We start from the raw sequence: 19939 nt of genomic DNA, 5'->3' as shown, positions 1-19939 counted from the left end.
TAAACATGAACGTTTTTTTATTTTAGATTCGCCCTATAACCAATATCCATTCTGTAAAATGTTTTGTGTGCTTCAAAATCAGCAATTAACTGATAAAGTTTCTGTTGTGCATCTGCCATGTCTACGCCTGATTCATGCATAATATAAATGCGTCCACCTGCACTAACTAATTTCTTATCAACTAATTTTACACCTGCAAAATCAATTCTGTTGGAAAGTGACTTAAAGTCACTTAAATTGGGTAATGTAATATTTTTTTCAGGATTTTCTGGATACCCATCAGCGGCAATAACGACACCTAGAGTGATTCCCTCTGTTTCCCATTGTAAAGATGGACTTTCATGCTGCAATAATTTTGAAATAACTAATGCAAAATCCGTTTTTAATCTTGGTAATACGACTTCAGTTTCGGGGTCGCCAAACCGAACATTGTATTCAATTACTTTTGGACCGTCTTTAGTTAAAATTACTCCCACATATAAAATACCTGTGAATGGAATACCACGTTTCATCATTTCATCCGCTGTTGGCTGAACAATTTTTTCAATTGATTCCGTAACAACATCTTCTGAAATTTGTGGAACTGGACAATATGCGCCCATTCCGCCGGTATTAGGACCATTATCTCCCTCAAATGCCCGTTTATGGTCTTGAGAAATTGGCATCGGATAAACTTTATCTCGATCAATAAATGCCATCAATGAAAATTCTTCACCCTCAAGGTACTCTTCAATTAATACTTCTGTTGTATTAAATTGTTGTTGGACTAAAAATGAACGCAAAGCATCAGTTGCTTCTGATAGATCTTGAGCAATAATAACGCCCTTACCACCAGCTAATCCATTTGCTTTAATAACTATTGGGAATGATTGGTGCGTCATATAATCTAATGCAGTCTGGTAATCGGTAAATGTCTGATAGTTAGCTGTCGGGATATTGGCTGACGCCATAACTTGTTTCGCAAATTCCTTTGACCCCTCTAACTGGGCAGCGGCTTTTGAAGGCCCATATATAACTAGGTTTTCTTCACGAAAAAAATCAGTTATGCCATCTATCAGTGGAATTTCTGGTCCAACAAAAGTCCAATCAATGTCATTTTCACGGACAAAGGTTGTCATGCCAATCCAATTAGTGATATCAATACCCACAGATTTAATCCCGTTGTTATTCATCCCAGGGTTTCCGGGTAAACAGTAAACATCTGAGACAGTATCACTTTCAATAAATTTACGTGCGATGGCATGTTCACGTCCGCCAGAACCAATAACTAAAATTTTCATTATTTAAAATAATCCTTTCATAGGTTAAAAAGATAGACTCATTTTAACAATTTAATGTTTGAAATGACGACGGCCACTAAATACCATAGCAATATTTTTGCGATTAGCCATATCAATTGACTCTTGGTCTTTAATTGACCCTCCCGGTTGAATAATTGCCGTAATACCATGATCAGCAGCATATTCAACACTATCATCCATTGGGAAGTAAGCATCTGAAGCTAAGACAAATGGTTCTACCATCCCATGTTCTAGTGCTTGCTCTAACGCAATTTTAACCGATCCGACACGGTTCATTTGACCCGCACCAATTCCAAGTGTTTGATCCTTAGTTGCAATTACAATCGCATTACTCTTAACATGCTTCACAATTCTTTGAGCGAATAATATTGCTTCTTTTTCATCACTTGTTGGTAATTTTTCAGTTACCGTTTTTAATTCTTCCATTTGGTCAATGACTTGATCACGTTCTTGAACAAGTAAGCCACCCATCACTGAGACATATTCATATTTATCAGCTTGGTCCTTTTGACTGAAATCAATTGTCATAACACGAAGATTTTTCTTCTTAGCTAAAATATCATATGCAGCATCTGTGAAGTTTGGTGCGATAATAATTTCAAGGAATAAATGATGTAATTCAGTTGCTGTTTCTAAATCAACTTCACGATTTAAGGCAATAATGCCTCCGAAAATTGACGTTTTATCAGCATCAAATGCTTTTTTCCATGCAGCATTAATCGTTTCTCCAGTACCAACCCCACAAGGATTCATATGTTTCATCGCAACGACAGCAGGTTGCTTAAATTCTGAGACAACTTTTAAAGCAGCGTCGGCATCTTTAATATTGTTATACGATAACTCTTTACCATGTAATTGTTTAGCGGCAGCAATCGAAAAAGCATTTGGTAAAGCTGATTGATAGAAAGCCGCTTTTTGATGTGCATTTTCACCATAACGCATTCCTTGTTTGAAATCATATGTTAATGACAATTTTTCAGGAAATTCAATTTCTAATTCTTTTGTTAAATAAGATGATATTAAAGTATCATATGCAGCCGTGTGTCTAAACGCTTTAGCTGCTAATTGTCGACGAAACTGATTATCCATTTTATCATCATCGAGTTTATCTAAAACAGACGGATAATCAGCTTTATCGACAACAACATAAACAGATTCAAAATTTTTGGCAGCAGAACGCAACATTGAAGGCCCACCAATATCGATTTGCTCAATAGCTTCTGACTCAGTAATACCAGGTTTTTCAATCGTTTCTTTAAAGGGATATAAGTTTACACAAACTAAATCGATTAAGGCAATATGTTCTTCTTCTAATTTAGCCATATGAGCTGGATTGTCACGCCTTGCTAATAACCCACCATGAATCATTGGGTGTAATGTTTTAACTCGTCCATCAAGCATTTCTGGAAAGTGAGTCACATCTTCAATTCTAATTACAGCGATATCGGCATCCTTTAAAATATTAAACGTACCACCAGTTGAAATAATTTCAAATCCACGTTTGATTAATCCCTGAGCGAAGTCTGCAACACCAGTTTTATCAGATACACTTATCAAAGCTCTTTTCATCTTATTAATCTCCCTTTTTATTGTTTAATAAATTTAGAATCACCTTTGGATATAGTTGGTGTTCAACATCATGAATCTTACTTTCCAATTGTTCAAGTGTTTCATTTGGTAAAATAGGAATACTTTGTTGCGCTATAATTGGCCCCGTATCAACACCTTCGTCAATGTAGTGTATCGTCACACCAGTTACACTAACACCTGCCTTATACGCATCCTCAATTCCATGAATACCTGGAAAAAGGGGTAACATTGCGGGATGAATATTAATAATTTCCATCGGATACTTACTCAATAATGTACTTGTAATCACACGCATATAACCCGCCAATAAAATGGTGTCGATTTGATACTTAGCTAATTCATTAACAATCACTTGTTCATAATGACTACGATTTTCAAAGTCTTTAGGTTGAATAATAAAGGTTGGAATTCCTCTACGTGCTGCCTTTTTAATGACAGCCGCTTTTGGTCGATCACAAACTAAAACTTCAATTTCTAATCCTGCATCTTTTAATGCCTGATTATCTGCAATAAATTCAAAATTAGAACCGGTCCCTGATGCAAAAATTGCTACTTTGACCATTTTATTTACCTACCAATTCGACCGTTTGATCAGTATTTTTAATTTCTATACTGCCTATTTCATAAGCGTGTACAGTTTCTTTATTTAATTGTGTCAGCACCTGTTCAACGTTAGCTTTATCAACAGCCAAAACCATTCCAATACCCATATTAAAAATTTCATACATCTCTGAATGGGGTATCTCACCGTATCTAGAGATGGCATCAAAAATTGGTAGTACTGGCCATAATCCTAGATTAATTGTTGCTTTTAGCCCTTCTGGTAACATTCTTGGTATATTTTCAATAAAGCCACCACCTGTAATATGTGCTGCGCCTTTAATCAAATTATCTTGAAATAAAGGAATCAGATCATCTACATAAATTTTTGTTGGTGTCATTAATATTTCAGCAAGTGATTCATTAGGTATTTCTGGTAAAGCTTCATCTAAATTAAAAGCCATGTCTTCAAGAAATATCTTTCTAACAAGTGAGAATCCATTTGAATGAATACCGGTTGACGAAATTCCAATTAAAATGTCATTTTCTTGAATTGAATGACCATCTATTAATTGACTTTTTTCAACAACACCAACCGCAAATCCGGCCATATCATAATGTGTTTTTTGATACATCCCTGGCATTTCAGCTGTTTCACCACCAATAAGATTCATATGTGCTGTTTGACATCCTTTAATTACCCCAGAAATAATACTTTCAATTTTTTGAGGTTCAGTTTTGCCAGTCGCTAAGTAGTCCAAAAAGTATAGAGGCGTTGCACCCTGAGCAACAATGTCATTAACACACATAGCCACACAATCAATCCCAATTGTGTCATGTCGATTTGTTTCAAAGGCAACCATCAATTTGGTGCCAACGCCATCAGTACCTGAAACCATAAGTGGCTCTATAATACCTAATCGACTGAGATCAAAGAGTCCTCCAAATCCACCAACTGAACTTGTTTCATTTACCAGTGACATTTGTTTATTAATTCGATTAACGACGTCATACCCTGCATTCACATCAACACCCGATTTTTGATAAGCATTTACCATTTTGAAGTCCTCACTTTTCTGTCGTTAAGTTTGCTAAATACTCATCCTCGTAATCATATAATGGCGTTGGATAATCACCATTAAAGTAAGCCATACATAGTCCTGAATATGGGGCATCTAAATTCAAACCAATTGAAGCAATTAATCCAGCTTCACTTAGAAATGCTAATGAGTCTGCCCCAATAATAGCCTTCATTTCTTCAATTGATTTATTTGCGGCAATTAATTCAGATTGCTTTTGAATATCAATCCCATAAAAACAAGGGTATTTAAGAGGTGGTGACGCAATTCGCAAATGAACTTCAGCAGCTCCAGCTTCTTTTAACAATCTAACAATGTGTTTACTCGTTGTCCCCCGAACAATTGAATCATCGACTAAAATAATCTTTTTACCCTTAACCACGCTTTTAACAGCTGATAATTTCATTCGCACCCCTTGTTCTCTAAGTCTTTGGGTGGGTTGAATAAAGGTCCGGCCAATATATTGATTTTTAACTAATCCCATTTCATAAGGAATGCCACTTTCTTCTGCATAACCACTAGCTGCAGACAATGAGGAATTTGGTACACCAATAACCATATCTGCATCAATACCCGTTTCTCGTGCTAGTTTGCGACCCATTCTTTTACGAGCAGAATGGACATTAATCCCACAAATATCCGAATCCGGTCTTGCAAAATAAATATATTCCATTGAACAAATTGACATTTTAGTTTCAGTTGTATAAACGTCAATTGATAGCCCTTCGTCAGTAATAGTGACGATTTCACCAGGGTTCACATCGCGAACGAATTCTGCCCCAACAGAATCTAAAGCACAGGTTTCACTTGCAACGACGTAAGCACCATTTACCATTTGACCAATAGATAGTGGTCTAAATCCATTTGGATCAAGTGCCGCAATCATGTAGTTTGACGTCATTAATAAGTAAGCAAACCCACCATGTACTTGATTTAATGCGTCTTTAACCTGTTCATGCAAAGTGTCTTGTGATGAACGACGAATTAAGTGCATCAAAACCTCTGAATCCGAACTTGATTTGAAAATAGCCCCATCTTGCTCTAACTCATTTCTAAGCGTTACCGCATTAGTTAAATTACCATTATGGGCTAAGGCAAACTGTGTATCGTAAAAATCAAATAAAAATGGCTGAATGTTATCAATTCCGTTACTACCGGCCGTTGCATAACGTACATGTCCAATAGCTGCATTACCGGTTAATTTTTTTATTTTTTCAGGATTTCTAAAAACATCTGATAGTAATCCTAATCCTCTATAACCAATTAGTTTACCTTCATCATTTGATACAATTCCTGCACCTTCTTGGCCGCGATGTTGTAAACTATGCAGACCAAAATAGGTAATCTGATTTGCATCTTCATTTCCCCAAACACCAAAAACACCACATTCTTCATTTAAACTTCTTATTTCATTAGGCACGGAATTGCATCCTCCCAAACTTGTTTGGCTTCAGAAGTTGTAAGAGTTATCTTACTCCCTTTTGTCGTCACGTTAATTAATTGGTCTGCTGTAACACAGCCAATTTTTTCAGCAGTTTGATTCATTAAATTTTCAAAATCTGTCTTATTTTCTGATTTAATCGATAAAATGAATCGCGATTGTGATTCTGAGAAAAGTTGTGCATCTGTCATATTTACATTAATATCAATACCTAAATCGTTTTTAAATACGGATTCACTTAAAGCAACGGCTAGACCACCTTCAGATAAATCATGTGCACTTTCGACTAAACCAGATTCGATAGCTTCTAAAACAAACGCTTGGTTACTTTGTTCAGTCTTTAAATCAAAATGTTTAATATCTCCGGAAATCTCGTTAGTAGTCATTTTCTGAATTTCTGAACCATTAAAATCATTATAAGTTGTACCCACTAAATAAATTAAATCATTAGCATGTTTAAAATCTTGCGTTGTTATATTTTTAACATCTTTAATTAAACCAACCATTCCAATCATTGGCGTTGGATAAATGGCTTGTTCATTAAATTCATTATATAAAGAGACATTACCAGAAATAACAGGTGTATTAAATAAGTCACATGCTTCAGAAATACCGATAGCACTTTGATCAAATTCCCAAAAAATTTCTGGATTTTCAGGACGTCCATAATTTAAGCAATCTGTAATAGCGAGTGGTTGTCCACCAGATGCAACTATGTTACGCGCTGCTTCAGAAACAGCAATTTGACCACCAACCTTAGGATTCAAGTAAATATAACGCGCATTACAATCTGTTGTCATTGCGAGTGCCTTATTAGTTTCTCTAATTCGAATAACACCTGCATCACTACCAGGTCTAACCACTGTATTGACTTTAACTTGAGAATCGTACGTTTCGTACAATGATTTTTTGGATGCGATTGTTGGTTGTTGTAACAAATCTAACCAAGTTTGCTTCGTATTTTCTATTTCAGGTATAAAATCAGACTGCGCTTTAAATTTGCTGATTCTTGCAGGTTCTTTTTGTTCCTTATGATAGACTGGTGCATCACTTGCTAAAGAATCAACGGGAATATTAGCAACAATTTTTCCCTCATGTATTAAAACATAATCCGTATTTTCTGTTACATACCCGATATTAACGGCTTCTAAATCATATTTTTTAAATAAATTGATAACTTTAGTTTCAAATTCAGGTTTAATACAAAGAACCATCCGTTCTTGAGATTCAGATAACATCATTTCGTAAGCAGACATATTAGTTTCACGTTGTGGAACGTTATCTAAATCAAGTACCATCCCTGATTTAGCTTTCGAGGCCATTTCAGCAGTTGACGAAACTAATCCAGCAGCTCCCATATCTTGAATACCAACTAACCAGTCTGGATGATCTAGAATAAGTTCGAGACAAGCATCCATTAATAATTTTTCCATGAATGGATCACCAACTTGAACAGCTGAACGCTGTGTTTCTTTATCATCAGCAAATTCATCAGAAGCAAACGTTGCCCCATGAATACCATCACGACCCGTTTTAGCACCAACATAAATAACTAGATTTCCATCACCTTTTGCCTGGCCTTTTTGAATATTTTTATGATCAATCAGTCCAACACACATTGCATTTACTAGTGGGTTACCCTCATAACAAGGATCAAATCCTATTTCTCCACCAACAGTTGGAATACCAATACAGTTACCGTATCCTCCGATACCAGCTACAATTTCTGAAACAAGATACTTAGTGTGCTCATTATCTAGTTCACCGAAACGTAAACTGTCAAGAAGTGCAATAGGTGTTGCCCCCATTGAAAAAATATCTCTGATAATACCGCCGACACCTGTTGCGGCACCTTCATAGGGTTCAACAGCTGAGGGATGATTATGGCTTTCAGCTTTAAATACAACTGCTTTACCATCACCAATATCAATAACACCAGCACCTTCTCCAGGTCCTTGTAAAACTTGCGGCCCAGAATTTGGAAAATGTTTTAAAACGGGGCGGGAATTTTTGTAAGAACAATGCTCACTCCACATTACTGAAAATAAACCAGTTTCAGTATAGTTAGGTTGACGACTTAAAATATCATCTTTAATTAACTTATATTCTGAATCAGTTAATCCCCAATTTTGATATAATTTGGTATCTTCAATTATTTGTGCCGTCGGTTCTTGTTTTGTAACCAAATTAACCCACTCCCTCTGTGTATGTCGTTAACATCGATTTAAATAAATTTAGGCCGTCCGTTGAACCGAGCAATGCTTCAATAGCACGTTCTGGATGCGGCATCATACCAAGTACATTTCCACGCTCATTAATAATTCCAGCAATATTATCAATACTTCCATTTGGGTTATCTTGATATCTAAAAATAATTTGATTATTTTTCTTAAGAGAAGCTAATGTTTCATCATCACAATAATAATTACCCTCGCCATGAGCAATTGGTAATTCAATTGTCGTTTGCGTTTTATAATCAGTTGTAAAACGCGTTTGATTATTAACAATTTCCAAAGTAACTGGCTTACAAATAAATTTAATATTTTTATTTTGAATTAATGCACCTGGAAGTAGTTGCATTTCCGTTAACATTTGAAATCCATTACAGGTTCCAAACACTAGTTTACCTTCATCCGCAAAACGTCTCACTTCATTCATAATGGGTGATAAACTGGCAATTGCCCCACTTCTTAAGTAATCGCCGTATGAAAATCCACCTGGAAGTAATACACCATCAAAACCATCAAGAGATTCCTCTGTATACGACACAAACTCAGCTTGTTCATGTAAACCATCCCGAATAGCGTGAAGTAAATCATAATCACAATTTGAACCAGGAAATACAACAACTGCAAATTTCATGATTAAGCCTCCACTTTTTCAAGTTCGTAACGATATTGCTCCATATTTGGATTAGCTAATAATTTATCACAAATCGCATCAATTTTTTGGTCTATCTCTAATTCAGTTGCTTCAACCTTTAACACAAAATATTTACCAACTCGAACGTCACTAACACCTGAGAATCCTAATCGGTTAATCGCTTCATTAACAGCTTGACCTTGCGGATCTAAAACTGATTCTTTATATGTAACGTAAACTTTTACACTATACATTATTTGACCTCATTTCGATTTTTTAGTCGGTTTAAAACATCTTGATATACTGGAATAATGCTACCTTGGTTTTTTCTGAAAATATCCTTATCTAATGATTTATGTGTCTTCGAATCCCATAAACGTGCATTATCAGGTGAAAATTCATCTGCCAAAATAAGTTCCCCATGATACCGACCGAATTCAAGTTTAAAATCAATTAAATCAATATTGATGTCTTTAAATAATTTATACAGTAGCTGATTAATATGAAGGACTTGTTTCTTTATTTCGTCCATTTCTATTTTAGTCGCAAAATTTAACGCAAAAATTTGTGACTCATTTATTCCAGGATCGTCTAGAGCATCATTCTTATAATAGTATTCAATAACAGGAACTGTTAATTTAGTTCCTTCAACTTGATCAAATTTACGAGCAAAACTACCTGCAATAGTATTTCGTAAAACAACTTCAATTGGAATTATTTCAACTTTTTTAACTAATTGTTCGGTTTTAGAAACATCTTCAATGAAATGTGTTTTAATACCGTTTGCCATTAAATAAGAAAAAATAATATCAGATATTTGATGGCTTAATAATCCCTTACCTAATATTTCTTCTTTCCGTTTACCATTAAGTGCGGTAGCTTGGTTTTTGTATACCATTCTTAATACTTCTTCATCATTAGTTTGATAAACATCTTTAGCTTTTCCTTCGTAAATCAATTGATCCAAGCGAATAGCCCCCTTAAGAATAAAAACATATAAAAATATACTTTTTAACTAAATAGTTCGTTCTTTACAAATATAGTTTAACAATTACTATATAATTTATCAAGGTAAAATACGATTATTTTTATATTTTTTTAATTTAAAGTTCGTATTATGGCAAACAAAAAACCATAAAGCTATTAAAATAACTTTATGGTTTACATATTTCTTTAAATGAGACCAATTCGTTCGAAAATAGCATCAACATTTCTAATATGATAATGATAATCAAAAGCATCATCTAAGTCTGCTTGAGTTAATGCAGACATTATTTGTTCATCTGCTTCTAATAAGGGACGGAACTGTATTTGTTGATCCCAAGAGATTGCCGTCTTAGGTTGAATTAAATCATATGCAGCCTCTCTAGACATGCCACTATCAATTAATTTAAGTAAAACTCTTTGGCTGTAAATAAGACCAAAAGTACGGTCCATATTTTTTTTCATATTTTCCGGAAATACTGTTAATTCTTTAACTATTTTTGTAAAGCGACGTAGCATGTAATCTAATAAAATAGTTGTATCGGGTAATATAATACGTTCTGCAGAGCTATGTGAAATATCTCGTTCATGCCATAATGTAACATCTTCGAAGGCAGTGACCATATGTCCTCGAATGACACGCGCTAACCCTGTAATATTTTCTGAACCAATTGGATTACGTTTATGTGGCATAGCTGATGAACCTTTTTGGCCTTTAGCGAAATATTCTTCAACTTCTCGTGTCTCACTTTTTTGTAATCCACGAATTTCTGTTGCCATTTTTTCAATCGATGTTGCAAGAAGAGCCATCTCAGAAACATAATTAGCATGTAAATCTCGTGGTAAGACTTGTGTCGATATTTCTTGAGGTCTAATTCCAAGATGCTCACAAACATAAGTTTCCACAAACATTGGGATATTGGCAAATGTTCCTACAGCACCACTAATTTTTCCAGCTTCAACATCTAATGCTGCATCATTAAAACGAATTTGATGACGTTTCATTTCAGAATACCACAATGCAATTTTCAATCCAAATGTTGTTGGTTCAGCATGTACACCGTGTGTTCTACCCATCATAACAGTATCTTTATATTCAACTGCTTTATCAGCTAAAACAGCCATAAATTCTTCAATATCCTTACGCAAAATTTCATTAGCCTGTTTTAAAATAGATCCATACGCTGTATCAACTACATCTGTAGAAGTTAATCCATAATGAACCCACTTACGTTCTTCCCCTAGAGATTCTGAGACAGCTCTTGTAAAGGCAACGACATCATGCTTTGTTTCTTGTTCAATTTCTAAAATACGATCAATATCAAAACTAGCATTTTTACGAATTTTTTCAGCGTCTTCTGCTGGAACATGGCCTAGTTCAACCCAAGCCTCACTAGCTAATGTTTCAACTTCTAACCAAGCTTTATATTTATTTTCATCTGACCATATGGCACCCATCTCAGCATTTGTATAACGATCAATCATTTTTATCTTCCTCTCTTAATCCCAAATTTTCGTTTGATATACATCAATTTTAGCTTGCTCAATATTATCGGTTAATATCGTTACATGACCCATCTTACGATCTTGTTTTGCTTCATTTTTACCATAAAAATGAAACCGCCATTGACCTTCATTTTGAATTTCATTTAATACTGACTGGACATGTTGTCCCAAAATATTAATCATAATAGCATGACTTAACAACTGTGGTTTTAACATTGGTAAATTACAAATTCCTCTAATATGCGCTTCAAATTGTGATAAGGAACAGGCCTCAATTGTTAAATGTCCGGAATTATGTGGTCTAGGTGCAATTTCATTAACATAAACGCCACCTGAATCTGAAACAAAAAATTCAATCCCCATTGTTCCAACAGACAAACAATCATCAGCAATTTGACTTGCAATAATTTCAACTTCTTTTCTTGTCTCAATCGATAAACGACTCGGACAAGAACTCTCATGTAAAATATTATGACGATGTTGATTTTCGATAATCGGAAAAATACTTTGTTGGCCTAATTCATTTCTAGCAATGATAACGGAAACTTCACGATCAAACTGAACAAAGCCTTCTAACACGCATGTTCTATTTTGAATCAATTTTCCCGCTTCAATCAAATCAGCACTTGTCTTTAAAATAACTTGTCCTTTACCATCATATCCGCCACGAATCGTTTTTAAAATTGATGGGTACCCAGTTATTTTAATGGCATTTTCTAAATCATCAAAACTTTGTATTAATTTAAATGGTGCGATTGGATAATTATGAGCTTCCAAAAATTGTTTCTCACTAATTCTATCTTGTGAAATACGCAGTGCAGTCGACCCTTGTGGAACATAGCAATATTGCTTTGCTGCATCAATCGTATCAGCATCTACATTTTCAAACTCAAACGTTAGTACATCACACATTTTTGCAAGATTTAAAATAGCAATCTCATCGTCATAATCTGCAATCACTTGTTTGTCCGCAACCTGAGCAGCTGGGCAATCTTTTTGCGGATCTAATATAATCACACGATAACCCATTTCTTTTGCAGACGTTGTCATCATTTGTCCTAGCTGACCACCACCAATAATACCAATTGTTTGTCCTGGTAATATCCTTTTAATCAAGTAAATCACTACTTTCCAAAGATTTTTGATGGAGTGATAATTGATATGACTTTAAATTATCTTTTATAGTTGAATCACTTAAGGCACAAATTTTTGCGGCAAAGATGCCGGCATTTGTTGCACCTGCTTTACCAATTGCCATAGTTGCTACGGGTGTTCCCGCAGGCATCTGAACAATTGACAGTAAAGAGTCTATTCCATTTAGCGCATGGGACTGCACCGGAACGCCTACTACAGGGATGACGGTTGAAGCTGCAATCATTCCTGGTAAATGTGCGGCACCACCCGCACCAGCAATAATAACTTCATACCCATTTTTATCCGCACTTTCTGCAAATTTAATCATTTCTATTGGCATTCGATGTGCCGAAATAACTTTTTTATCATACTCAATATCAAGTTCATCTAATAAATTAGCCGTAAATTTCATTGTGGTCCAGTCGGAAATCGATCCCATTACAATTGCTATCTTTGCCATTCGATTACCTCCAAATTTAATAAACCTATTCTATCAACAACTCAGCGTTGTGTCAAAGCAAAAAAAGGACGAAATTAAAAAATTAATAAAAATAGTTCGTATTTTAATGGATATTCAAGCTATTTCTCTTTTTAATATTTCTTTTTTATAAAAAAATAAATGACACCTATTGGCATCATTTATTTCCCTTTTTAAGGTCCGTGTATAATTGTAACTTGCTTCTAGAATTCAAAACAACTGACTTTTTACTATTGGCTAAATAAAAAGATAGTCCAAATCTTCTTAATTTAACTTGTTTTATTGCGGAAATTTCAATTATTTCATTATGTTTTCGAATAACCTTAGTTAACTTAATATTTTTGTCGTCAACTATTAATTTACGATTCAAGATTTGAACAATTGATACAATAAGAAAAAGTATAAATAAAACAATTGTCCAAATTTGTAATGTTGTTATCTCTAACCATAATAATAAACTACCTAAAAATAAGCAGAACGTCCATGACCATAAAATAACCGTTTTAGCTAGCTCGGGTTGATAAAAATATGTTTTTTGATATTTTTTCATGCTTATGATCTCCTCTAACACAATAAAATTATTCTTCTATATTTAAAGCTTAACATAATTGATCAGATATTCTATATTTTTCCATAAAAAAAGATGAAACCTTAAGTTTCATCTTTTTGAACTATTATTTAATAACTAAGAATCTGTCATCATCTAACATGAAATCTTTATCTCCTGCCGCTGCTTCAATTGAACCAAATGGCATTTGTGCACGTAATTCCCAGTTTCCAGGGATATTAAACGCATTTTTAATTTCAGTATCAATAAGTGGATTATAATGTTGTAAACTTGCGCCAATACCATTTTCAGCTAATACTGTCCAAACACTTTGTTGAGCACCGCCCAAACCTTGTTCTGCCCAAACTCTGAAGTTATCAGCGTATAAAGCAAAATCTTTTTCATTTTGAGCAACAACATCAGTATCTATAAAGTATAATATTGTTCCAAATCCAGCACGGAATGTTGCAATCTTTTCTTGAGTTTTCTTATATGCTTCAGCATTAGGAACCTCAGATTTAAGACGTTTTTCAACGATATCCCAAACCATGTCTGAATTTTTACCATATAAAATTGCTGCTCTAATTGTTTGATTATTGAATGATGTTGGTGATTTCTTTATAGCATCCTCGATAACACCAGTAATTTCATCAGGTGTTTGACTTACTTTATCCCCTAAAGCGTAAATTGAACGACGTTGTTCCATAAGATCTAATAATTGAGTTTTCATAATTAATTTCCCCTTCTCTATTTGAATAAACTTAGTATATCACTTACTATTAATAAGTAAAGAGATAACACTTATTTTTTTTATCTTAAATAAAAAAAGCTACCTAATCGTTGATTAGATAGCTTTTAAACTTATTATTTATTATGCTCTTGGTTTACGTTTACCCCAATATTGGAAATAATCCGTTCTCAATGAGCCATTATATAGCTTACGTTTTTTAGATGCTCTTGAACCATAATATTCTTCAAAAGTTAAGTCACTTGTTAAGATATATTTACTCCAAGTAGGCATTTGTTTATAAACAACACCCATCTGTTTGTATAAAACACGTACAGATTCAGTATCGCTCAATCGTTCACCGTATGGTGGGTTAGCGACTAAAACACCATTTTCTTTTTCTGTTGTAAAATCTTTTGCAGCAAGTTGCTTGAATTCAATACTATCCAAGACGCCAGCTTCAGCGGCATTCTTTTTAGCAATTTCAATCATGCCAGCATCAATATCATAACCTGCTATATCTAATACTACATCAAGATTTGCTTCACCTTTTGCTTTTTCTCTTAAACGATCAAATAGTCCTTTTTCAACAAAATCCCAATCTTCGAATACAAAATAACGACCGATACCAGGTGCAATATTATGTCCCATTAATGCAGCTTCAATTGGGATTGTTCCTGAACCACATACTGGATCAACAAAAGGTTTTTCTGGATACCAATTAGTTAACATAACTAACGCAGCTGCCATATTTTCTTTTAAAGGAGCATAACCCTTTTCAACACGATAACCACGTTTAAATAAACTGCTACCCGTTGTATCAAGTGTCAATAAGACGTTATCTTTATTAATAGCAACTTCCAATGGATATTTTGAACCCGTCTCTGGTAAGCGTGTTGTACGGTGATAGACATCACTTAATTGATCAACAATTGCTTTTTTCACGATTGCTTGGGCATCTGGAACACTATAGAGTGTTGATTTTTGAGATTTTCCTTGAACAGGGAATTCCGCATCTAATGGTAAAAACTTATCCCAAGAGATTGCTTTTGTTTGTTCAAATAAATCGTCAAAAGTCGTAGCCGTAAACTCACCAACAATGATTTTAACGCGATCTGCGGTTCTCAACCATAGGTTTGTATTAATAACATCTTCCATTGTTCCTTCGAAGCGGACACGACTATTTTCTACTTGAACATCATAACCCATATGTTTAAGTTCGTTTCCAACAATTGACTCAATACCGCTAGCTGCGGTTGCCAATAATTTAAAAGTTTCCATTTTGCACCTTCACTATAATTTAATTTTTTTAATAAAAAAACTAGGATAAAAGAAAATTCTTCATCCTAGTTCATCCTGAAATCATGTAAATTTCTATAAGCCATGTTTTGTACGTCATCCATCTCAGGCGATGAAATCAGTGGTAATCATCTATCTCCAGATATTATCTGCCCCCATGATTTGTTCATTTCCGTCATGAAGCGCCCCTACCAAAGTTTGGGTTGCCTACTCGTGGGGTTTACCGCGTTCCAGCAATACCGTTTCCAATATTGTATCGTCTCTGTGGCACTTTACAGATTACTTTGACATAGCCGAAGCCTTAGTCATTTTATCCGCCGTTACCCGAAGGTACCTTGGCTTATTTTTTCACCAAGCACGAACACTACAAGCATCTCAGCTTGTGCAAGCATGGACTTTCCTCAGCCTAACTTAATAGACCGCAATTACCCGAAATTTACACTGAATCTATATTACATCATTCAATTAATTTAAAATTGATTTCTAGAATTTTCATTCTCATCTAACTGTGCACCAAACACACGACGTTCCAAATTAGATAATCGTTTAAGAATATCCATATTTGAAGTTGTAGATGTTGTTTGGGTCGTCTGTGAACTTTTACCAACAGTAACCTGTTTTGTAAGTTCGTCGACTTGAGCAATTAAACGATCATTTTCTTCTTGAAGTTTTTTGACTTTCTTATCAAAGGTTTCATAATCTTTAATAACATCGTCAAGAAATTCGTCAACTTCTTTAGAATCATATCCACGCATTTTTGTTTCAAAATGTTTTTGTAAGATATCTTTAGGTACAAAATTAACATCCGTCATATTCGTACACCTCATCACTAATTTCTCATAAATAATGTTAATACCTGTTTATTATAGCAGAATTATTTAATAATTCAAATGATTATTTTGTTCCTCTTCCATTTCGTTTGCAATATCTTCTAATTCCATAAAATCTATCATACGTAATGCATAGTTTTTCACTTCTTTAGTTTGCTTTATTTTTAATAAATCAAATTTTGTTTTGCCTTCATTTTCTGAATCATAAAGTAATAACGCGCCATCTGTGTGTTCTATCATAAAAGTTTGATAATTTTTTAATTGCTGTGGCGACTGATAGGTATCCTTACTAACATAATCAGAAAAATCTACATCATTTAATATTTGATTTAAAACTAATTTTTTATCATCTTTCCAATTATTACCAAACTCTTTGAATGGTAGCATAACTGATACCTTGAAATCAGGATATTCATTTTGTATATCTAGGCAAATTTGTGCCGTCCATTGCTCAACACCAAGCTGAGGGCCAGTTATAACCCACTTCAATCCATTTTCTATTTCATTAATAATATTTTTTTTAATTGCGCTTTTAATGATTTTTATTTTAAGATCATTTTCATTAAAAATACCTAATTCGTATGTTCTATAACCAGTCACCCATAAACGCTTCATAATTGATTAAATATTCCTTTCTTATATTAAGAATATGTTACCAAATCCTTTAAAGCTATTAAATTATATCACTTATTGTTATAATATTTTAGATTGGAGCGTGAAATAACTGTGAGTATTAATTATCCTAATGGAAAACTTTATGAACAATCACCTTTAAATACGCAAAAAAAGTCAAATATGCTGTTGTTTGGTAAACGGGGGATGTCATTAGAGGATGATATCAACGTAAGCAACGCATTTTACCTTGCTCATAATATGGCTGTCATTCACAAAAAACCAACGCCTATTCAAATTGTAAAAGTTGATTATCCTAAACGAAGTGCAGCTGTTATTAAAGAAGCTTACTTTCAAACTGCGTCAACAACTGACTACAATGGCATATACGATGGCCACTATTTAGATTTTGAAGCTAAAGAAACTAAAAATAAAACTTCATTTCCGTTAAGTAATTTTCATGAGCACCAAATTAACCATATGAAATCATGTGTATTACAAAGAGGAATTAGTTTTGTTATAATGAAGTTCACAACCTTAGGTAAGGTCTACTTACTACCATCAAAAACGCTATTTACTTACTGGGATAAGCAGAGTGTTAATGGTCGTAAATCAATTCCATTGAAAACAGTCCAAACTGAAGGATTCGAGATACAATATACTTTAAATCCGGTCATTCCCTATTTAAAATACGTTGATAAAATGATAGAGCATCTATAATTAAGGCTTTATATAATTAAAGGAGAATTTTATTTATGGCAACAGCTGATAATAAAGGTACTACTCGTGTTGCGCGACGCGAACAAGAAATAAGCACTAACAAAAAAGGCAACAAAGGTAAAAATAGTAAAGGTAAACTTTTTAAACGTATTTTTTTGAGCTTACTTGCTCTATTCGTTATTGGCGTAATTGCTAGTATCAGTTTATTTTTCTATTACGCCAAAGATTCACCAAAAATAACATCAAGTAGTCTTGAAAGTACCCCTGCAAGTGTCATTTATGCAAAGAATGATGAAATCATCACTACCTTAGGAACTTCAAGAGTCTACGCTGAATCGTCTGACATGCCGCAACTATTAAAAGATGCCATTGTTTCAATCGAAGATAAACGTTTCTATAAACATAATGGCGTTGATCCTGTGCGAATTGTAGGTGCAGCCTTGTCAAATATCACTGGTGGATCAGCTGGTCTTCAAGGTGGTAGTACTTTAACACAACAACTTATTAAATTATCTGTCTTTTCGACAAAAGCATCTGATCAAACAATAAAACGAAAAGCGCAAGAAGCATGGCTAGCATTACAAGTAGAGCGTAAATACAGTAAATCTCAGATTTTAACGTTCTATGCTAACAAAGTCTTTATGGGAAATGGTATTTACGGGATGCAAACTGCTGCAAATTACTATTTCGGTAAAAAATTGAATAAATTAAATACAGAACAAATCGCGTTAATTGCTGGTATTCCTAATGCCCCATCTTCTTATAATCCTTACGCGCATCCAGAATACGCAAAGGAACGACGTAATGAAGTTATTGATGCAATGTTAGCAAATAACAAAATTTCGGCAAGCGAAGCAAGTACAGCTAAAGCGACACCAATTACTTCAGGCCTAAGAACATCACATTCTGCCGAAAAAGATACTTATAATGCAAAAATTTCTGATTCCTATTTAAAAGAAGTTATTCAGTCTGTTAAAGATAAAGGTTTTGATCCTTATAACAGTAGTCTTAAGATTCGTACAAACTTAGATTTGGATGCTCAGAAACGACTTTATGATATAGCTAATACAAATAACTATGTGGTCTATCCTGACAGTAAAATGCAATTAGCTGTTACCATGGTTGATTCAAAAACTGGCGCTATTTCAGCTATGATTGGTGGCCGTAAACAAACAAATGTTACTTTCGGGTATAATCGGGCTGTCGCAACTAGTCGAAGCAACGGTTCAACCATGAAACCTATTATGGATTACGGTCCTGCTATTGAATATCTAGACTACCCAACTAATCAAAAAGTTAGCGATACAAAATATTACTACCCTGATGCTACTACAAAACAATTAAATGATTTTGATAATAGCTATCTTGGAACAATGACAATGCGAAATGCTTTGATTCAATCACGTAATATCCCTGCTATTCGGACACTTGAAGCGGTTGGATTATCAAAAGCCCAAGGATTCGTCAAAAAACTTGGTGTCTCTAAGGATCAAGTTGATACTTACTCATCTGGTATCGGTGCAAACATGTCAACGACTCAAAATGCAGAAGCCTATGCAGCATTTGCAAATGGTGGAACTTATCACAAAGGGACTTATATTTCAGAAATTGAAAGAAAAGATGGTACAGTTGAAAATTATTCTAGCTCAGGTACTAGAGCACTGAAAACATCAACTGCTTATATGATTACTGATATGCTAAAAGGTGTTATTAATAGTTCTAATGGTACAGGTACGGCAGCTCAAATACCGGGTCTTTACCAAGCGGGTAAAACCGGTACTACTGATTATCCATCAAATGTTGCTTCTAAATTTCCATCTAGCGCAGTTATGGATTCATTATTTTCCGGCTATACTTCAAATTACTCAATTGCAGTTTGGACAGGTTATGATTCACCATTAGTCGCAAATAACTACTTAGATGTTAATTCTCAACATCTAGCTGTAGGTATTTATAAAAACTTAATGCAGTACGTTTCCCAATCAGTTTCAAATACGGATTGGACAAAACCTTCTGACGTTTATCTGAAAAATGGCGAATTATCATTAACAGATTCATCTACTGCAGAAACAACAACAGCAGATAGCAGTTCATATTCAGTTCCTAAGATATCAAATAGTTCTAGTTCTTCAGAAGAATCTAGTTCAAGCAGTTCTTCTAGTTCAAGTAGTTCTAGTTCTTCAGAAAGTTCTAGTTCATCTAGTAGTTCTAGCTCCGCTATTAGTTCAAGTGCTTCATCTAAAGCAGACAGCAGTAAAGCCGTTTCGTCTGCTACTCGTTAAATAAAAA

General features: G+C 34.3%; 19 protein-coding genes and 1 other RNA gene. 2 read left to right on the top strand and 18 right to left on the bottom strand.

Annotated elements, in window-relative coordinates; translation table 11 throughout:
• Positions 1–17: 17 nt before the first annotated feature.
• The 18 genes from purD to AC1RPT_RS02890 form a co-directional block, all read right to left on the bottom strand.
• A complete protein-coding gene (gene purD / locus AC1RPT_RS02975; RefSeq protein ID WP_481761306.1) occupies positions 18–1280 on the bottom strand; it encodes a phosphoribosylamine--glycine ligase in 1263 nt (420 codons plus the stop codon).
• Positions 1281–1331: 51 nt separating this feature from the next.
• Complete coding sequence (gene purH, locus AC1RPT_RS02970; RefSeq protein ID WP_481761305.1) at positions 1332–2870, bottom strand: bifunctional phosphoribosylaminoimidazolecarboxamide formyltransferase/IMP cyclohydrolase; 1539 nt, start codon at positions 2868–2870, stop codon at positions 1332–1334.
• A 4-nt stretch (positions 2871–2874) separates the two neighbouring features.
• Entirely contained in the window at positions 2875–3453 is a 579-nt protein-coding gene (gene purN / locus AC1RPT_RS02965) for a phosphoribosylglycinamide formyltransferase (RefSeq protein WP_481761304.1), read from the bottom strand.
• 1 nt (position 3454) lies between these two features.
• Positions 3455–4489 carry a phosphoribosylformylglycinamidine cyclo-ligase gene (purM, locus tag AC1RPT_RS02960; protein WP_481761303.1) on the bottom strand — a complete coding sequence of 345 codons (1035 nt, stop codon included), beginning with the start codon at positions 4487–4489 and terminating at the stop codon, positions 3455–3457.
• A gap of 10 nt (positions 4490–4499) precedes the next feature.
• Positions 4500–5930, bottom strand: coding sequence for an amidophosphoribosyltransferase (gene purF, locus AC1RPT_RS02955; RefSeq protein ID WP_481761302.1), 1431 nt, complete (start codon positions 5928–5930; stop codon positions 4500–4502).
• A complete protein-coding gene (purL, locus tag AC1RPT_RS02950) occupies positions 5915–8137 on the bottom strand; it encodes a phosphoribosylformylglycinamidine synthase subunit PurL (RefSeq protein WP_481761301.1) in 2223 nt (740 codons plus the stop codon). The genes purF and purL overlap by 16 nt, the downstream gene beginning before the upstream one ends.
• A gap of 1 nt (position 8138) precedes the next feature.
• Entirely contained in the window at positions 8139–8813 is a 675-nt protein-coding gene (purQ, locus tag AC1RPT_RS02945; protein ID WP_481761300.1) for a phosphoribosylformylglycinamidine synthase subunit PurQ, read from the bottom strand.
• 2 nt (positions 8814–8815) lie between these two features.
• Complete coding sequence (gene purS, locus AC1RPT_RS02940) at positions 8816–9067, bottom strand: phosphoribosylformylglycinamidine synthase subunit PurS (RefSeq protein ID WP_409022561.1); 252 nt, start codon at positions 9065–9067, stop codon at positions 8816–8818.
• A complete protein-coding gene (purC, locus tag AC1RPT_RS02935; RefSeq protein WP_481761407.1) occupies positions 9067–9786 on the bottom strand; it encodes a phosphoribosylaminoimidazolesuccinocarboxamide synthase in 720 nt (239 codons plus the stop codon). Before purC ends, purS begins: the two co-directional genes overlap by 1 nt.
• Positions 9787–9986: 200 nt before the next feature.
• Positions 9987–11282: an adenylosuccinate lyase gene (gene purB, locus AC1RPT_RS02930; protein WP_481761299.1), complete on the bottom strand. Its 1296-nt coding sequence runs from the start codon at positions 11280–11282 to the stop codon at positions 9987–9989.
• A 15-nt stretch (positions 11283–11297) separates the two neighbouring features.
• Complete coding sequence (gene purK / locus AC1RPT_RS02925; protein WP_481761298.1) at positions 11298–12419, bottom strand: 5-(carboxyamino)imidazole ribonucleotide synthase; 1122 nt, start codon at positions 12417–12419, stop codon at positions 11298–11300.
• Positions 12412–12897: a 5-(carboxyamino)imidazole ribonucleotide mutase gene (purE, locus tag AC1RPT_RS02920; RefSeq protein WP_481761297.1), complete on the bottom strand. Its 486-nt coding sequence runs from the start codon at positions 12895–12897 to the stop codon at positions 12412–12414. Before purE ends, purK begins: the two co-directional genes overlap by 8 nt.
• Positions 12898–13072: 175 nt before the next feature.
• Complete coding sequence (locus AC1RPT_RS02915) at positions 13073–13465, bottom strand: EbsA family protein (RefSeq protein ID WP_481761296.1); 393 nt, start codon at positions 13463–13465, stop codon at positions 13073–13075.
• Positions 13466–13589: 124 nt separating this feature from the next.
• Positions 13590–14192, bottom strand: coding sequence for a nitroreductase family protein (locus AC1RPT_RS02910; RefSeq protein ID WP_481761295.1), 603 nt, complete (start codon positions 14190–14192; stop codon positions 13590–13592).
• A gap of 141 nt (positions 14193–14333) precedes the next feature.
• Positions 14334–15470 carry a THUMP domain-containing class I SAM-dependent RNA methyltransferase gene (locus tag AC1RPT_RS02905; RefSeq protein ID WP_409022567.1) on the bottom strand — a complete coding sequence of 379 codons (1137 nt, stop codon included), beginning with the start codon at positions 15468–15470 and terminating at the stop codon, positions 14334–14336.
• 91 nt (positions 15471–15561) lie between these two features.
• Positions 15562–15925, bottom strand: an RNA gene (rnpB, locus tag AC1RPT_RS02900) — RNase P RNA component class B.
• A 33-nt stretch (positions 15926–15958) separates the two neighbouring features.
• Positions 15959–16300: a cell division regulator GpsB gene (gene gpsB / locus AC1RPT_RS02895; RefSeq protein ID WP_481761294.1), complete on the bottom strand. Its 342-nt coding sequence runs from the start codon at positions 16298–16300 to the stop codon at positions 15959–15961.
• A 66-nt stretch (positions 16301–16366) separates the two neighbouring features.
• Positions 16367–16933, bottom strand: coding sequence for an SLOG family protein (locus AC1RPT_RS02890; protein ID WP_481761293.1), 567 nt, complete (start codon positions 16931–16933; stop codon positions 16367–16369).
• Between the two features lie 111 nt (positions 16934–17044).
• On the opposite strand from AC1RPT_RS02890, the gene recU reads away from it, so the two are divergent.
• Positions 17045–17650 (top strand): Holliday junction resolvase RecU, encoded by a 606-nt coding sequence (recU, locus tag AC1RPT_RS02885; RefSeq protein ID WP_481761292.1) that lies wholly within the window; start codon positions 17045–17047, stop codon positions 17648–17650.
• Positions 17651–17685: 35 nt separating this feature from the next.
• Positions 17686–19932 carry a transglycosylase domain-containing protein gene (locus AC1RPT_RS02880; RefSeq protein WP_481762177.1) on the top strand — a complete coding sequence of 749 codons (2247 nt, stop codon included), beginning with the start codon at positions 17686–17688 and terminating at the stop codon, positions 19930–19932.
• Positions 19933–19939 lie beyond the last annotated feature (7 nt).

The sequence above is a fragment of the Dellaglioa sp. CoH-56-MRSF-11 genome (genome assembly GCF_056782135.1).
Note: the sequence above shows the minus strand (reverse complement) of the source record. Positions and strands in the feature narration are given on the sequence as shown.

Excerpts from the sequence above, each read along its gene's own strand:
- purD (WP_481761306.1), bottom strand. The coding sequence starts at position 1,280 with ATGAAAATTTTAGTTATTGGTTCTGGCGGACGTGAACATGCCATCGCA.
- purH (WP_481761305.1), bottom strand. The coding sequence starts at position 2,870 with ATGAAAAGAGCTTTGATAAGTGTATCTGATAAAACTGGTGTTGCAGAC.
- purN (WP_481761304.1), bottom strand. The coding sequence starts at position 3,453 with ATGGTCAAAGTAGCAATTTTTGCATCAGGGACCGGTTCTAATTTTGAA.
- purM (WP_481761303.1), bottom strand. The coding sequence starts at position 4,489 with ATGGTAAATGCTTATCAAAAATCGGGTGTTGATGTGAATGCAGGGTAT.
- purQ (WP_481761300.1), bottom strand. The coding sequence starts at position 8,813 with ATGAAATTTGCAGTTGTTGTATTTCCTGGTTCAAATTGTGATTATGAT.
- purS (WP_409022561.1), bottom strand. The coding sequence starts at position 9,067 with ATGTATAGTGTAAAAGTTTACGTTACATATAAAGAATCAGTTTTAGAT.
- purB (WP_481761299.1), bottom strand. The coding sequence starts at position 11,282 with ATGATTGATCGTTATACAAATGCTGAGATGGGTGCCATATGGTCAGAT.
- purE (WP_481761297.1), bottom strand. The coding sequence starts at position 12,897 with ATGGCAAAGATAGCAATTGTAATGGGATCGATTTCCGACTGGACCACA.
- AC1RPT_RS02915 (WP_481761296.1), bottom strand. The coding sequence starts at position 13,465 with ATGAAAAAATATCAAAAAACATATTTTTATCAACCCGAGCTAGCTAAA.
- AC1RPT_RS02910 (WP_481761295.1), bottom strand. The coding sequence starts at position 14,192 with ATGAAAACTCAATTATTAGATCTTATGGAACAACGTCGTTCAATTTAC.
- AC1RPT_RS02905 (WP_409022567.1), bottom strand. The coding sequence starts at position 15,470 with ATGGAAACTTTTAAATTATTGGCAACCGCAGCTAGCGGTATTGAGTCA.
- gpsB (WP_481761294.1), bottom strand. The coding sequence starts at position 16,300 with ATGACGGATGTTAATTTTGTACCTAAAGATATCTTACAAAAACATTTT.
- AC1RPT_RS02890 (WP_481761293.1), bottom strand. The coding sequence starts at position 16,933 with ATGAAGCGTTTATGGGTGACTGGTTATAGAACATACGAATTAGGTATT.
- AC1RPT_RS02880 (WP_481762177.1), top strand. The coding sequence starts at position 17,686 with ATGGCAACAGCTGATAATAAAGGTACTACTCGTGTTGCGCGACGCGAA.